Annotated in this window: 18 protein-coding genes; 2 read left to right on the forward strand and 16 right to left on the reverse strand. The window is 40.5% G+C overall.

The window, feature by feature from the left end; translation table 11 throughout:
- Positions 1–61: 61 nt before the first annotated feature.
- From miaA to rpsJ, 15 genes are all read right to left on the reverse strand, one after another.
- Positions 62–979, reverse strand: a complete 918-nt coding sequence (gene miaA, locus I6E80_RS11495) for a tRNA (adenosine(37)-N6)-dimethylallyltransferase MiaA (RefSeq protein ID WP_197185590.1) — start codon at positions 977–979, stop codon at positions 62–64.
- Between the two features lie 10 nt (positions 980–989).
- Entirely contained in the window at positions 990–2,843 is a 1,854-nt protein-coding gene (gene mutL, locus I6E80_RS11500) for a DNA mismatch repair endonuclease MutL (protein WP_197185591.1), read from the reverse strand.
- Between the two features lie 36 nt (positions 2,844–2,879).
- A complete protein-coding gene (locus tag I6E80_RS11505) occupies positions 2,880–4,223 on the reverse strand; it encodes an N-acetylmuramoyl-L-alanine amidase (protein WP_024600226.1) in 1,344 nt (447 codons plus the stop codon).
- Between the two features lie 27 nt (positions 4,224–4,250).
- Positions 4,251–4,718: a tRNA (adenosine(37)-N6)-threonylcarbamoyltransferase complex ATPase subunit type 1 TsaE gene (gene tsaE, locus I6E80_RS11510; RefSeq protein WP_024600227.1), complete on the reverse strand. Its 468-nt coding sequence runs from the start codon at positions 4,716–4,718 to the stop codon at positions 4,251–4,253.
- A gap of 487 nt (positions 4,719–5,205) precedes the next feature.
- The gene (gene rpsQ, locus I6E80_RS11515; protein WP_002957888.1) at positions 5,206–5,463 is read right to left on the reverse strand and encodes a 30S ribosomal protein S17; all 258 of its coding nucleotides are present in this window, start codon (positions 5,461–5,463) and stop codon (positions 5,206–5,208) included.
- Positions 5,463–5,654: a 50S ribosomal protein L29 gene (rpmC, locus tag I6E80_RS11520; protein ID WP_002957889.1), complete on the reverse strand. Its 192-nt coding sequence runs from the start codon at positions 5,652–5,654 to the stop codon at positions 5,463–5,465. Before rpmC ends, rpsQ begins: the two co-directional genes overlap by 1 nt.
- Positions 5,654–6,067 carry a 50S ribosomal protein L16 gene (gene rplP, locus I6E80_RS11525; protein ID WP_002957890.1) on the reverse strand — a complete coding sequence of 138 codons (414 nt, stop codon included), beginning with the start codon at positions 6,065–6,067 and terminating at the stop codon, positions 5,654–5,656. Before rplP ends, rpmC begins: the two co-directional genes overlap by 1 nt.
- 12 nt (positions 6,068–6,079) lie before the next feature.
- Entirely contained in the window at positions 6,080–6,781 is a 702-nt protein-coding gene (rpsC, locus tag I6E80_RS11530; protein ID WP_002957891.1) for a 30S ribosomal protein S3, read from the reverse strand.
- Positions 6,782–6,792: 11 nt separating this feature from the next.
- Positions 6,793–7,125 (reverse strand): 50S ribosomal protein L22, encoded by a 333-nt coding sequence (gene rplV, locus I6E80_RS11535; RefSeq protein WP_002957892.1) that lies wholly within the window; start codon positions 7,123–7,125, stop codon positions 6,793–6,795.
- Between the two features lie 13 nt (positions 7,126–7,138).
- Positions 7,139–7,417 (reverse strand): 30S ribosomal protein S19, encoded by a 279-nt coding sequence (gene rpsS, locus I6E80_RS11540; RefSeq protein ID WP_004588689.1) that lies wholly within the window; start codon positions 7,415–7,417, stop codon positions 7,139–7,141.
- A 15-nt stretch (positions 7,418–7,432) separates the two neighbouring features.
- Positions 7,433–8,257, reverse strand: coding sequence for a 50S ribosomal protein L2 (rplB, locus tag I6E80_RS11545; protein ID WP_002957895.1), 825 nt, complete (start codon positions 8,255–8,257; stop codon positions 7,433–7,435).
- A gap of 15 nt (positions 8,258–8,272) precedes the next feature.
- Entirely contained in the window at positions 8,273–8,575 is a 303-nt protein-coding gene (rplW, locus tag I6E80_RS11550) for a 50S ribosomal protein L23 (protein ID WP_002957896.1), read from the reverse strand.
- Positions 8,572–9,177: a 50S ribosomal protein L4 gene (gene rplD, locus I6E80_RS11555; RefSeq protein ID WP_002957897.1), complete on the reverse strand. Its 606-nt coding sequence runs from the start codon at positions 9,175–9,177 to the stop codon at positions 8,572–8,574. Before rplD ends, rplW begins: the two co-directional genes overlap by 4 nt.
- Before the next feature lie 17 nt (positions 9,178–9,194).
- Positions 9,195–9,830, reverse strand: a complete 636-nt coding sequence (rplC, locus tag I6E80_RS11560; protein WP_002957898.1) for a 50S ribosomal protein L3 — start codon at positions 9,828–9,830, stop codon at positions 9,195–9,197.
- 27 nt (positions 9,831–9,857) lie between these two features.
- Entirely contained in the window at positions 9,858–10,169 is a 312-nt protein-coding gene (rpsJ, locus tag I6E80_RS11565) for a 30S ribosomal protein S10 (RefSeq protein WP_002957900.1), read from the reverse strand.
- Between the two features lie 418 nt (positions 10,170–10,587).
- On the opposite strand from rpsJ, the gene plsB reads away from it, so the two are divergent.
- Positions 10,588–13,026, forward strand: a complete 2,439-nt coding sequence (gene plsB, locus I6E80_RS11570; RefSeq protein WP_197185592.1) for a glycerol-3-phosphate 1-O-acyltransferase PlsB — start codon at positions 10,588–10,590, stop codon at positions 13,024–13,026.
- Between the two features lie 21 nt (positions 13,027–13,047).
- On the opposite strand, the gene tesB is transcribed toward plsB, so the two are convergent.
- The gene (gene tesB, locus I6E80_RS11575; RefSeq protein ID WP_002957902.1) at positions 13,048–13,905 is read right to left on the reverse strand and encodes an acyl-CoA thioesterase II; all 858 of its coding nucleotides are present in this window, start codon (positions 13,903–13,905) and stop codon (positions 13,048–13,050) included.
- A gap of 77 nt (positions 13,906–13,982) precedes the next feature.
- Here tesB and I6E80_RS11580 point away from each other — a divergent pair, with 77 nt between their 5' ends.
- Complete coding sequence (locus tag I6E80_RS11580) at positions 13,983–14,441, forward strand: EVE domain-containing protein (protein WP_024600229.1); 459 nt, start codon at positions 13,983–13,985, stop codon at positions 14,439–14,441.
- The last annotated feature ends 38 nt before the right edge of the window (positions 14,442–14,479 follow it).

The raw sequence follows: 14,479 nt of genomic DNA on the forward strand, positions 1-14,479 counted from the left end.
CTAGGTGTTATTATAATTAAGTGGCTGAACTTATTTGATAAAAAACAATATTCAACTACTACTAGCTTAGCGAACTTACTACACGATGCAAGTTTTCTTCGTCACCTGTTGTTAACCACGTAACATCAGGCCAGCTACGAAGCCACGTTAACTGACGTTTTGCCAATTGACGTGTTGCTGCGATGCCACGAAAAACCATTTCATCATGGTTTGTTTCACCCGCAAGGTAATCCCACATTTGTCTATAACCAACACAACGAATAGAAGGCATATTGGGGTGTAAATCCTTACGTAGATATAGGGTCGAAACTTCATTTTCAAACCCCTGATCAATCATTATTTTAAACCTTTCTTCAATTCGGCGGTGTAATTCGCTGCGTTCTTGCGGTGCAATCGCAAATTGATGAAAAGTATAAGGTAAAGCCGGCTGCTTTTGCTTTTGCAACTCAGTCATGGTCTTACCAGTTAATCTATAAACCTCTAAAGCTCGATTAATTCTTTGTGAATCATTTTCACTTATTTTTTCGGCTGCTTTTGGATCAACTTTAGCTAATTCTTTATATAAATGAGGCCAGCCAAATTCTTTAGCTTGTACTTCTAACTCAGCTCTTATTACAGCATCTGCTTCAGGTAAAGGCGATAAACCATCAATTAAAGATTTAAAGTACAACATTGTACCTCCAACCAATACAGGCACTTTACCTTGTCTATGAAATTCGTCAATTTTTTGTACTGCATCACGCCTAAAATCAGCAACTGAATATGTTTCACTCGGATCGAGCAAGTCAATCAGATGATGCGGAGCTTTAGCAAGCTCTTCTGCATCGGGTTTTGCAGTACCAATGTTCATATCTTTATACACTAACGCTGAATCAACGCTGATTATTTCTGTATTTAAATGCTCGCACAGTGAGATTGCCAATGCTGTTTTACCTGCAGCTGTTGGACCCATTAAAAATATGACTGGTAAATTACTCAACACTGATACCTTAATCTAATTGCGTTAAATAGTGATTTAGCTCTATTTTAACTGCTTTTTCGCGTAAGCGTTGAATAGTTTGCGGATTATTTTGTAAGCGCATTTGTTGCGCTAAAAATACATTGCTCAAATAAAATCGAGTTGGTACACATTTCATCTGCCACTCTAACCAACTCTCTATATTTTCAAGCTCCGCTTTACATCCATTAAGTAACTCACCTATCGCGGTACTTACATCAAGTAAATATAAGCACGCTGGCAATTTTTTAACCATTACAAACTGTTTTTCTATTACGAGTTCAAAACCAAGTAAAGTAAACCATGATTGCTGTGCTTTTATGAGCAAGCAATCTTCTTTCGATAAGTTTACTCTTACGGGCAGCAAAAGGGCTTTCCCTTCTAAGCTACCAAGCTCCTTGATTTGTGTATGCCAATCATCTACCAATGCATATTTGAAATGTGAGCAATACAATTGCTGCTCTTCACTAAATACACACACACCTTCATTAATACTGATGATGGAAACAACCTTTAAAACATTATGCGCTGACTCAAACTGCTGCTGTGTTGCTGGTATATTTGCTACGTTATCAAAATGCGCAGCGTGTTGCTCACTTACACCTTGATAAAACGCATTTACGTCATGATGGCTCGTACTTGGTGTAGCACGGTATGCACCGCTACCGCCAACACTTCTAGTACCTGAGGACGAACTTGAGCTACCAGCACTTCCAGAGTAAGAGGGCTGTAATTGCGATTTAGGGTAATCAAACACACCTTCGCTTTCTATATTATTAGCGCTAATATGCGTTGACCCCATTAACACAGGCGCAGATTCCACCTCAGAGCCAAACGGTTCATTCGTAAACTCACCTTGCAGCGGCACTACCACTTGCTTAATAGCTTGCAATATAAAGTCATGAATTAAGCGCCCTTGATGAAAGCGCACTTCATGTTTGGCAGGGTGAACATTTACATCAACCTGTCGTGGGTCAATATCAATATAAATAACAAACCCTGGAAGCTCTTGAGTGCCACTTACCTCTTCAAATGCTTGGCGTATAGCATGCAAAATAAGCTTATCGCGCATCATGCGATTGTTTACATAAGTATATTGAGTCGTATTAGCTGAACCGACAGGTAACACCCAGCCATGCAGCTGTAGGCCGCCCTCGCCTGATTGAATATGTAAACCTTGCTCTGCAAAGGCCTTACCTGCAACTTGTGCCACACGTGTAATAGCCTGAGAAGGATCTGTCTTCGCACGATATTGCCTTACTACTTTTTCGTTGTGAGTTAGTGTAATAGAAACATCAAAGCGACTAAGCGCAATACGCTTTATCAATTCATCAATATGACTGAATTCAGTCTTTTCGGTACGCAAAAATTTACGACGAGCTGGGGTGTTAAAAAATAAATCTTTTACTTCAATGGTTGTGCCATCAGGGTGCGCTACTGGCTTTACTTGCACGGCCATATCGCGACCTTCTGCAAATGCTTGCCATGCTGCTTCTTGATCTTTTGGTTTTGAACTCAGCGTTAAACGCGATACAGAGCTAATTGACGCAAGCGCTTCGCCTCTAAAACCAAGTGAACAAATATTTTCGAGATCATCAAGTGACTTTAATTTACTGGTAGCGTGACGAGAAAGTGCAAGCGTTAGCTCATCTTTACTTATCCCTGAGCCGTTATCACGAATGCGAATAAGCTTATGACCACCACGCTCAATATCTATTTGAATACGTGTAGCGCCAGCATCCAAACTGTTTTCGACCAGTTCTTTTACTACCGACGCGGGGCGTTCAACCACTTCGCCTGCGGCAATTTGGTTAGCTAAACGCGCGGGTAGTATTTCAATATTCATGAGATTTCCTAGCAAGCATTGCGCTAATAATAATGACTAACTTTGCGGTATATCTAGCTCTTGCCCAATAAATAAAGTATTAGAGCTAAGCTTATTAACTTGTTTTAATTCAGTAATTGTAACGCCATAGCGACTCGCCAGCATACTTAAAGATTCACCCGGGCGTACCTTGTGCTTTGTTGGATATTGCGATTTTAATTTAGCAAACAAAGAATCATCCGGTGGATTTTTTAAATAGTAATTTTTAATTGAAGTGAATATAGCTTTAGCCAAACGTTCTTGATGGTTAGCACTTTTAAGCAGCTTTTCTTCTCGTGGATTAGATATAAACCCTGTTTCTACTAAAATTGATGGGATATCTGGTGATTTAAGTACAGCAAGACTCGCATGTTGAGGATCTTTTTTATGCAATTTAGCAACTTTACTGAGCTCTTTAACAACTTCGTCAGCTACGTTTAAGCCGGTTTTCATAGAGTGATCCATCGACATATCAAGCAATGCTTGCGCTAAGTATTTTTCGTTAGCGGCATCTTTCATTACATCAGCAGCGCCACCTAAAAGCTCAGAGTGTTTTTCTTTATCTTCTATCCATTTACCTATTTCTGAATTAGCACGCCTTAACGACAATACCCAAACAGAGGCACCATTTGGTCCAGGGCTTGTAAATGCATCAGCATGAATAGAAACAAAAAAGTCAGCTTTTTTTTCACGAGCACGGTTAGTACGCGTATTAAGTTTTACAAAATAGTCACCGCTTCGTACCATGCGAGAAATCATCCCACGCTCGCCATCAATCATGCGCTCAAGCCGTTTTGCAATTTGCAGTGTTACTGTCTTTTCGTATGTGCCTGATGGACCTATGGAGCCAGGATCTTCGCCGCCATGCCCTGCATCAATTGCAATAACGATGTCTCGTTCTTGGCTTAATTGGCGATTTTTAGCCGCTGTTTGTGCAGGTGATACAACAGATTTTTCTTGGCTCTTATTATATAAATCAACAACGAGTCTATTTTTATAAGGACCGGTAGGCGCTAAAGCAAATACAACAGGCTTTATTGGCGCACTTAATTCAAATACCAAACGCACGCTTTGTTTATTTTTAGGCTTTGAGTAACGTAATTTGCTTACTATTTGATGTTTTGGCGGCACACCTGGCAATATTTTTAACTCGCTAGTGTTCTCTAAGTCAACCACTAAACGGCTAGGATTTTTAAGCATAAAATAGCTAAAGTCGGGCTTATCATTTAAATCAAATACCACACGAGTACTATCCGGTGACGGCCATACGCGTACACTATTAATTGTATTTTTGGCCCACAACGGCAAGCTTATGGTAATAACCATAAGATAAATAAAAAGTTTAACTGCACCTCGGCTCATTTGATTATTACTGCCTTAACTATATTATTATTTGTTATTTAGTTTTTCGACAATTGTTATACCGCGCTCACTAGCACTATTAATAACAATTTTACGTTCGTTACCCACATAGCTCAGAGTAATATCTAAATCAGGCACAGGAATAAACTCACCACCCTTTTCAGGCCATTCAACAACACAAATTGCATCTGTTGAAAAATAATCGCGTATACCCATGTATTCTAATTCTTCAGGATCACCTAAACGGTATAAGTCAAAATGATAAACATTTGCGCGCTCAAGTTCATAAGGCTCTACGAGTGTATACGTTGGGCTTTTAACCTTGCCTGTATGGCCAAAACCTTGTACTACACCACGTGTAAACGTTGTTTTACCCGCACCTAAATCACCATGTAAATAAATAACCGCACCTTGCTCGATAATATCAGCAACGCAATTCCCCATTGCAACCGTGGCAACTTCATCAGTTAAATGAAATTCAAAACTACGCGTCATTACTACCTCAAAAATTCATTCAAAAGCGCATATTAGCTAATCATACCAGAATATTAATTTAAGGCGATAAATTGAGGTTTTAGACATAAAAAAACCAGATTCGATGATGATGAAAGTTGTATATGGATAACTACTTTCGATACTTTGAAACTGTATTATTGTAATAAAATAAGATAAGTGAGTTTTTAAATTAAAAGAGAGTAAGGTAAAAGCAACATAATGAATTAGATGACTCTATGTTGTCATTAAATTAACTGAGATGTGTAATTTCATTATCTCATTTTTGATCTAGTAGATAATTCGTCTACCAAAAAAAAGTAACTGGCACATGAAACTCTCAATCACTACTTTACACCACTTTATATTTTCAGATAAAGACAAAACCCAAGTGGCCCGGCTCACCCTAGCTTGTTGCTTGCGAGTGCTTTAAATACAAAAAGCCCCAGCTAATGCCGGGGCTTTTTACAAAACTAACTTAATTAAAAAATTAAGCTTGCTTTGGACTAGAAATAACGTCCACTAAAGTCCAAGATTTATTCTTAGAAATTGGTGCGCATTCACGGATAGTAACTACGTCACCCGCTTTTGCTGTGTTATTTTCGTCATGTACGTGTAACTTAGTCGTACGTTTAATGAATTTCCCATAGATTGGGTGCTTCACGTAACGTGCGATAGCGATAGTGAAAGATTTTTCCATCTTGTCGCTGATTACACGGCCTTGAAGAGTACGAATTTTATCGCTCATTATTGACCTGCCTTCTGGTTAATAACTGTTTTTACACGCGCGATATCGCGGCGTACTGTTCTTAGCGTGTGTGTCTGAGCTAACTGACCAGTGCTAGCTTGCATGCGCATATTAAATTGCTCACGAAGTAGTCCTAGAAGTTCAGCATTAAGCTCTTCTACGCTTTTATCTTTTAGTTCGCTAGCTTTCATCACATTACCGTCCGAGTTACGAAAGTTGTTTTGAATGGCAATTTACGAGCAGCAAGGTCAAACGCTTCACGAGCAAGCTCTTCTGAAACACCTTCCATTTCGTAAAGTACTTTACCAGGCTGAATTTCAGCAACCCAATATTCAACAGAACCTTTACCTTTACCCATACGAACTTCAAGAGGTTTTTCTGTAATCGGTTTGTCAGGGAAGACACGAATCCAGATTTTACCTTGACGTTTCACGTGACGCGTCATAGCACGACGAGCTGCTTCGATTTGACGAGCAGTCATACGGCCACGGCCAGTTGCTTTCAATCCGAAAGTACCGAAGCTTACTTTGTTACCGTTTTGCGCTAAACCGCGGTTGCGGCCTTTGTGCATTTTACGGAATTTTGTACGTTTTGGCTGTAACATTACTCGCTACCTCTACTTAGCACTTTTCTTGGCTTTCTTTGGTGCGCGTTTAGCTGGCTTCTCTTGCTCTTGTACTAGTGGTAAACCACCAATAACTTCGCCTTTGAAGATCCAAACTTTAACACCAATGATACCATAAGTGGTTAAGGCTTCAGAAGTTGCGTAATCGATATCAGCACGAAGAGTATGTAGAGGTACACGACCTTCACGATACCATTCTGAACGTGCGATTTCAGCGCCGCCAAGACGACCGCTAACTTCAACTTTAATCCCTTTAGAACCGATGCGCATTGCATTTTGTACCGAACGCTTCATAGCGCGACGGAACATAACACGACGTTCTAGTTGAGAGGCAATGCCGTCTGCTACTAGTTGTGCATCTAGTTCTGGTTTACGTACTTCAGAGATATTAATCTGAGCAGGTACACCAGCGATTTTAGTTACCGCTTGACGTAATTTTTCTACGTCTTCGCCTTTTTTACCGATAACAACACCCGGACGAGCCGTGTGGATTGTTACTCGGATTGATTTTGCTGGACGCTCAATAACGATTTTAGACACAGAAGCCGTTTTCAATTCCTTTGTAAGGAATGTACGAACTTTGTGATCGCCAAAAAGCTGTGCAGAGAAATCTTTTGAACTCGCGTACCAGGTAGAAACCCAAGGTTTAGATATACCTAGGCGAATACCAGTAGGATGAACTTTTTGTCCCATTACTTATACTCCTAGCTATCTGAAACCATAACAGTGATATGGCTTGTACGCTTAAGGATGCGGTCTGCGCGTCCTTTAGCACGAGGCATAATACGTTTCATTGTAGGACCATCGTCCACAAAGATCGTTGTTATACGAAGCTCATCAATGTCAGCACCTTCGTTATGCTCTGCGTTAGCAATAGCAGACTCAAGTACTTTCTTAACTAATACAGCGGCTTTCTTAGGGCTGTACGCCAGGATTTCTAGTGCGCGATCTACAGGTAACCCGCGGATCTGATCTGCAACTAGACGTGCTTTTTGCGCCGAACCAGAGGCGAATTTATGTTTAGCTAATGCTTGCATTTATCTTCCCCTCTTATCGTTTCTTCGCTTTCTTATCCGCAGCATGGCCACGGTAAGTGCGAGTTGGTGCAAATTCACCTAGTTTGTGACCGATCATTTCGTCAGAAACGAAAACTGGTACGTGCTGGCGACCATTATGGACAGCAATGGTCAATCCGATCATGTTAGGTATGATCATTGAACGACGGCTCCAAGTTTTAATTGGCTTTTTCTCACCGCTTTCCAAAGCTTTCTCTACCTTCTTCAGCAAGTGTAGGTCTATAAAAGGACCCTTCTTGAGAGAGCGTGGCATGGCTATTCCTCAATATTACTTAGTACGACGACGTACTATAAATTTATCCGTACGCTTGTTCTTACGCGTCTTCGCACCTTTAGTCGGTTTACCCCATGGAGACACAGGATGACGACCACCAGATGTACGACCTTCACCACCACCGTGTGGGTGATCTACCGGGTTCATGGCAACACCACGAACTGTCGGACGAATACCACGCCAGCGATTTGCACCTGCTTTACCAAGTGAACGAAGCATATGCTCAGCATTGCCTACTTCACCTAGAGTCGCACGACAATCAGATTCAACTTTACGAACTTCGCCTGAACGAAGACGTAATGTTACATATTGACCATCACGAGCAAGGATTTGAACGTATGCACCAGCAGAACGTGCTATTTGAGCACCTTTACCTGGTTTTAATTCTACGTTGTGAACAGTCGAACCTACAGGCATATTACGCATTGGTAATGCATTACCAGGCTTGATTGGTGCATCAACACCAGACTGGATTGCATCGCCAGCTTTTAAGCCTTTAGGTGCGATAATGTAACGACGCTCACCGTCTGCATATAATACAAGAGCGATGTTTGCGCTACGATTTGGATCGTATTCTAAACGTTCAACAGTAGCTGGAATGCCATCTTTAGTACGTTTAAAATCGATTAAACGGTAGTGTTGTTTATGACCACCACCGATATGACGAACCGTAATACGACCATTGTTATTACGACCACCTGATTTAGAGTTTTTCTCTAAAAGTGGTGCGTATGGCTTACCCTTATGTAGATCAGAGTTAACCACTTTAACTAGGTGACGACGGCCCGCAGAAGTAGGCTTACACTTTTGAAGTGCCATAATTCTATCCCCTTATTACTCGGCGCCGCCGACAAAGTCTAGCTCGCTGCCTTCTTTAAGAGTAACGTAAGCTTTCTTCCAGTCGCTACGACGACCGAAACGTGCGCCAGTACGTTTTGTTTTACCCTTAACGTTAAGTGTGCGAACACCAGTTACTTCTACTTCAAAAAGCTTCTCAACTGCTACTTTAATTTCAGCTTTAGTTGCGTCATTTACTACTTTAAAAACAATAGTATTGTTTTCTTCAGCAGCAATTGTGCTTTTTTCAGAGATATGTGGAGCAAGGATCACTTTTAAAAGACGTTCTTCGCGAATCATGCTAGCGCCTCCTCAAGTTGCTTAACAGCAGCGGCTGTAATAAGTACCTTATCGAAAGCAATTAAGCTTACAGGATCGATACCAGCTACATCACGTGTGTCAACCTTATAAAGGTTACGTGCCGATAAGAAAAGATTTTCATCTACTTCTTCAGTCACGATAAGAACATCTTTAAGCTCAAGTTCTTTAAGCTTAGCAACTAGTTCTTTAGTTTTTGGTGCTGCTAGAGCAAAACTTTCAACAACGATTAAACGCTCTTGACGAACTAATTCAGATAAGATGCTTTTAATCGCACCACGGTACATTTTACGGTTTACTTTTTGGCTGTGGTCTTGTGGTTTAGCTGCAAAGCTAACGCCACCTGAACGCCAAATTGGGCTACGGATTGTACCGGCACGTGCACGGCCAGTACCTTTTTGAGCCCATGGTTTTTTACCACCACCGCTTACTTCAGAACGTGTCTTCTGAGCACGAGTACCTTGACGAGCACCTGCTGCGTATGCAACAACTACTTGGTGTACTAATGCTTCGTTAAACTCACGTCCAAAAGTAGCTTCAGAAACTTCAAGACCGCCAGAAGCGTCTTTAATTGCTAATTCCATCACTAAATCTCCAGGACTTATGCTTTAACAGCTGGTTTAACGATAACGTCACCGCCAATAGCTCCAGGTACTGCACCCTTAACTAAAAGCAAATTACGCTCAGCGTCAACGCGAACTAGTTCTAAGTTTTGAGTCGTTACACGCTCAGCACCCATATGACCGGCCATTTTCTTACCTTTAAACACCTTACCAGGTGATTGGTTTTGACCGATTGAACCAGGAGCACGGTGAGATAGAGAGTTACCATGTGTAGCGTCTTGCATGCTGAAATTCCAGCGCTTAACACCACCTTGGAAACCTTTACCTTTAGAAGTACCGGTTACGTCAACCTTGTTGATTTCGTTGAATAATTCAACAGTAAGCTCAGCGCCTACTTCAAAATCGCCTTCACCACCGTTAAGGCGGAATTCCCACAGACCGCGACCCGCTTCAACACCAGCTTTAGCGAAATGACCCGCTTTAGCTTTGTTTACACGACTTGCTTTTTTAGTGCCTGCGGTTACTTGAAGCGCGTTATAACCGTCTGTTGCGTCAGATTTGATCTGAGCAATGCGGTTAGGTGTCGCTTCAATAACTGTCACAGGGATAGATACACCATCTTCAGTGAAGATTCGTGTCATACCCACTTTACGACCGACTAGACCTAATGCCATTTTCCTAAAACCTCTCTAATCTTTCGATTAACCCAGGCTGATTTGAACATCAACACCAGCAGCAAGATCTAAACGCATAAGCGCGTCTACAGTCTTGTCAGTTGGTTCTACGATGTCTATCAGACGTTTATGGGTGCGGATCTCGTACTGATCACGCGCATCTTTATTAACGTGCGGTGAAGTTAGTACAGTAAAACGTTCAAAGCGTGTAGGTAGTGGGATTGGACCACGTACTTGTGCGCCAGTGCGTTTCGCAGTTTCCACGATTTCTGCCGTTGATTGGTCAATCAAACGGTGGTCAAAAGCTTTTAGGCGAATACGAATGCGTTGATTTGACATTCTTAACCTCAATATAAAGAGCATATAAAAGAGCATAAAAAAACGACCGAAACAATCTTAAAAATTAAGATGCCGGCTGTTTGATTATATCTACGTTGAGTTCCAAATCGGAACTCCTGTTTATTAGCTTGAAATCCAAGCTTAATTTATCCTTCCTAGTTCCCAGAGGAATTTTGAAAGCCTGCGTATTATAGAGGTATTGGTGATAAATGCAACAACTATTTAGAAACAATACTATGACTGTAAATTTGATTAAATAAGCACCCATACATACTTACTAGCTATACTTGAACTAATACCTCTACTGTTAGTCAATAAAACAAGTTAACACCTTAATTACGCAAACTAAGGGATTTTTAGATATTATGATATCCTACTGCGCTAATTTTGGCCTTAATACTCTCAATATGGTGAGTCGATGCGTATTTTTAATTATTGTTTAAATGTTATGTCTGCTGGATTTAGCCGCTTATTTGTAAAAAGCAAAGTACTGCCAGAAAATCCTATTAAACAGTATGAGCTAAACCCTGAGTACCCTACATTTTATATAGTGCGCTTAAATTCGCGATTTGATTTAGCTGCCCTTGCCCATGCTTGTAAAAAAAATGGCCTACCTAGTCCAACCGAAGAGCAAGTACTAGGCAACCAAAATTTAGATCGTTTTATTGGTATTAAAAACCCGCCACCACTATTTGGTGATGAAGCTAAACCAACCAATGCTTTAGCTCAAGGTAAACAAATCATTGAGTACCTAATAGAGAGCGGACAGCAAAACGTACAAGTTGTTCCGGTTACTATTTTATGGGGACGCGACCCAGGTAAAGAAAAGCCAGGATTACGTACTTTAATTACACACTCTCTAACTCCGAGCTGGTTTAGAAAGATTTTTGTGGTGTTGTTTTCAGGTCGCGATAACTTTATTCGCTTCAGTCAGCCTCTCGACTTATCGCTTTTAGTAAATGAAAAAGCTGACGTAAGTGAATTACCCCATAAGTTGTTACGTGTTGCACGCGTACACTTTAAACGTCAAAAACTTGCAGCAACTGGTCCTAAAATGCCCTCTCGCGAGCAATTATTTAATTCATTATTAGCGTCACCAACAATAAAAAAAGCAATTCAAGATGAAGCTAAAGCTAAAAATATTAGCCAAACCGAAGCCCGTCAAAATGCACTTAAACTACTTGATGAAATAGCAGCTAATTACTCTGAGGCAATGATACGTGTGGCCGAGCGATTTTTAACTTGGTTATGGAATAAGCTTTATAACGGTATAGATATTAAGCACGCAGAGCAAATTCATGAACTAACAGATAAAGGCCATGAAATTATCTATATGCCGTGCCATCGCAGCCATATGGATTATTTACTACTTACCTACTCTATTTATCATTTAGGTTTGGTGCCGCCACATATTGCTGCAGGCGTAAATCTTAATTTTTTCCCTGCCGGAGGCATATTTAGACGCTCAGGCGCATTTTTCATTCGTCGCTCGTTTGCAGGCAATAAACTTTACTCTGCCATATTCAAAGAGTATTTAAGCCAGTTATTTATTAAAGGTTACTCTGTTAAGTTTTATACAGAAGGCGGTCGAAGTAGAACTGGGCGTCTGCTTCCACCTAAAACGGGTATGCTATCAATGACATTACAAGCAATGCTACGTGGAATAGACAGACCAATATCTATCGTTCCTGTATACATTGGCTACGAGCACGTAATGGAAATTAACACCTATCTTAAAGAGCTGGATGGAAAAGATAAAAAAGGCGAATCTATTTTTGGAATTTTTAAGGCAATCAAAAACCTTAAAAACTACGGTCGTGGTAATTTAAACTTTGGTGATCCAATCTCCATTAACCAATATTTAAATGATAACCAACCTGATTGGCGTGACTCAATACATCCTACCGATGTACAGAAGCCACAATGGTTAGCACCACAAGTGACTAAACTTGCTGACCAAGTAATGGTTAAAATTAATAATGCAGCGGCGCTTAATGCGGTTAACTTACTAGCGATGATATTGCTGGTTAACGATAAACAAGCATTGAGTAAACCAAAGCTATTAGCACAACTTGATTTTTATCTACGCTTACAACGCGACGCCAGCTACAGCGATAAAGTAACAGCCCCAGACGAAACACCAGAGCAATTACTAACGCATGCATTAAAGCTTAATAAGTTTGAAGTTATAAGTGATGAATTTGGCGAAATTATTACTATTAGCGATAAGGAAAAGGTATTGTTTAACTACTACCGAAACAACATATTGCACTTGTTTGCAGTTCCAAGCTTAATTGCACTACATCTATTTAAACAACACAGCACAACTATTGAGCAATGCCAGCAACTTGTAAAAACGTTTTATCCGTTATTTGCTAAAGAATGGTACTTACAGCCTCTTGATGAAAACTATATAACGCGTATTTTAGCTAATTTTGCTGATCAAAATTTAATTGAGTTTGATGGCGATAACATTCATATAACGAACAGTAATGACTGCTTAGCTAAGCTAGAAATGCTTGGACGATCGCTTAGCTTTACTCTGCAACGATACGCTATTGTAATTGGTTTTATTCAAACAAGTGATGGTATTGAAAAAGCAGAATTAGAACGAGAGAGCCAAGTGCTTGCACAGCGTTTAGGTACACTGCATGGTATTAAAACACCTGAGTTTTTTGATAAAAAAGTACTTGTTAGTTTTATTGAAAACTTACGTGGCGAGTCATTAATAACAGAGGGTGATAAAGGTTTAGTAGGCAGTACACAACTATGCGAAACCTACGCACACCTTAAAACATTACTGCCAGCACGCGTCTGGCAGTCAATCAGCGATATAGTACAAGATCAGTGTAACTAGTACTATATCTATAGAAGGCGGTTAGCGCTGGCGCATAACCCCTTCTTGCATTGTTGAGGCAACTAAGTTGCCTTGGCGATCAAAAAACTGTCCACGTACCAAACCACATCCATTACTCGCACTTGGACTATCAATTGAATACAAAATCCAATCATCCATTCTAAATGGGCGATGAAACCACATTGCATGATCAATAGTAGCTACCTGCATATTTGGCTGCATAAACGATACACCATGGGGTTGCAATGCTGTTGGTAAAAACTCGAAATCAGAGGCGTACGCTAATAAGTAATTGTGGATGCGCTGATCGTCCGGCATTTCACCATTAGCTTTAAACCAAATATGCTTTACCGGCTCCATAACTTCTGGTTTAAACGGGTTATGAAAAGTAACTGGTCGCATTTCAATTGGCATTTCACGCGTAAACTTATTACGGATGACTTCAGGGATATGCGAAGCGTTATCTTGATAAAACTCAAGCGATGAACGTAACTCTTCAGGTGCAGGTACATCAGGCATTGTTGCTTGATGCGACAAACCATTTTCTTCCCCCTGGAATGACGCTGTCATATAAAAAATTGGCTTACCGTACTGAATCGCTTTTACTCGGCGAGTACTAAAGCTCTTTCCATCGCGAATAGTTTCTACGTCGTAAACTATAGGTTTAGCTGGATCGCCTGGGCGTAAAAAGTAAGAATGCAATGAGTGAACTATACGCCCCTCAGGTAGAGTTTCTTTAGCGGCAGAAAGCGCCTGCCCCATAACTTGACCGCCAAACACAGCACCAAAGCCTAAATCTTGGCTTTGTCCTCGATATAAACCTTGCTCAATTTCTTCAAGTGTTAACAACGACAATAAATCATCTAATACTTGGCTCATTATTTCTTCCTCATTACCCTAGTAACCAAATGATACTATACAATAGTGGGAAGTAAATATTTGTTAGGACTACTGTTATGGCTTACTGGCTTTTTAAAACCGAACCCGATGCCTTTTCGATTGATGATTTAAAAAATGCACCAAAACAAACTACACTATGGGAAGGCGTGCGTAATTACCAAGCGCGAAACTTTATGCGTGATAGCGTTAAAGTTGGTGACTCAGTCTTGATTTATCATTCAAGCTGTAAACACGTAGGCGTAGCCGGTATTGCCGAAGTGACACACGAAGCCTACCCAGATCCTACTCAGTTTGATTTAAGCAGCGACTATTACGATGCCAAAGCCACCAGCGATAAAACACGCTGGGTTGTTGTTGAAGTTACTTACCAAAGCCATTTAAACAAGTTGGTTAGCCTTAAAGATATTAAAGCGAATAATAATATTACCGAAATAGCACTTAAAAAAGGCGGACGATTATCAATAATGCCTGTTACTAAAAATGACTGGGATGAAATAATCAAAATGGCGCAGTAACGCCCTCTCGGTTTGACCTGATTTCATTGAGTTTGATA

This window comes from Pseudoalteromonas sp. NSLLW218, from assembly GCF_015864775.1.
Classification (GTDB): Bacteria; Pseudomonadota; Gammaproteobacteria; order Enterobacterales; family Alteromonadaceae; genus Pseudoalteromonas.

Excerpts from the sequence above, each read along its gene's own strand:
- mutL (WP_197185591.1), bottom strand. The coding sequence starts at position 2,843 with ATGAATATTGAAATACTACCCGCGCGTTTAGCTAACCAAATTGCCGCA.
- I6E80_RS11505 (WP_024600226.1), bottom strand. The coding sequence starts at position 4,223 with ATGAGCCGAGGTGCAGTTAAACTTTTTATTTATCTTATGGTTATTACC.
- tsaE (WP_024600227.1), bottom strand. The coding sequence starts at position 4,718 with ATGACGCGTAGTTTTGAATTTCATTTAACTGATGAAGTTGCCACGGTT.
- rpsQ (WP_002957888.1), bottom strand. The coding sequence starts at position 5,463 with ATGAGCGATAAAATTCGTACTCTTCAAGGCCGTGTAATCAGCGACAAG.
- rpmC (WP_002957889.1), bottom strand. The coding sequence starts at position 5,654 with ATGAAAGCTAGCGAACTAAAAGATAAAAGCGTAGAAGAGCTTAATGCT.
- rplP (WP_002957890.1), bottom strand. The coding sequence starts at position 6,067 with ATGTTACAGCCAAAACGTACAAAATTCCGTAAAATGCACAAAGGCCGC.
- rpsC (WP_002957891.1), bottom strand. The coding sequence starts at position 6,781 with ATGGGACAAAAAGTTCATCCTACTGGTATTCGCCTAGGTATATCTAAA.
- rplV (WP_002957892.1), bottom strand. The coding sequence starts at position 7,125 with ATGCAAGCATTAGCTAAACATAAATTCGCCTCTGGTTCGGCGCAAAAA.
- rpsS (WP_004588689.1), bottom strand. The coding sequence starts at position 7,417 with ATGCCACGCTCTCTCAAGAAGGGTCCTTTTATAGACCTACACTTGCTG.
- rplB (WP_002957895.1), bottom strand. The coding sequence starts at position 8,257 with ATGGCACTTCAAAAGTGTAAGCCTACTTCTGCGGGCCGTCGTCACCTA.
- rplW (WP_002957896.1), bottom strand. The coding sequence starts at position 8,575 with ATGATTCGCGAAGAACGTCTTTTAAAAGTGATCCTTGCTCCACATATC.
- rplD (WP_002957897.1), bottom strand. The coding sequence starts at position 9,177 with ATGGAATTAGCAATTAAAGACGCTTCTGGCGGTCTTGAAGTTTCTGAA.
- rplC (WP_002957898.1), bottom strand. The coding sequence starts at position 9,830 with ATGGCATTAGGTCTAGTCGGTCGTAAAGTGGGTATGACACGAATCTTC.
- rpsJ (WP_002957900.1), bottom strand. The coding sequence starts at position 10,169 with ATGTCAAATCAACGCATTCGTATTCGCCTAAAAGCTTTTGACCACCGT.
- plsB (WP_197185592.1), top strand. The coding sequence starts at position 10,588 with ATGCGTATTTTTAATTATTGTTTAAATGTTATGTCTGCTGGATTTAGC.
- tesB (WP_002957902.1), bottom strand. The coding sequence starts at position 13,905 with ATGAGCCAAGTATTAGATGATTTATTGTCGTTGTTAACACTTGAAGAA.
- I6E80_RS11580 (WP_024600229.1), top strand. The coding sequence starts at position 13,983 with ATGGCTTACTGGCTTTTTAAAACCGAACCCGATGCCTTTTCGATTGAT.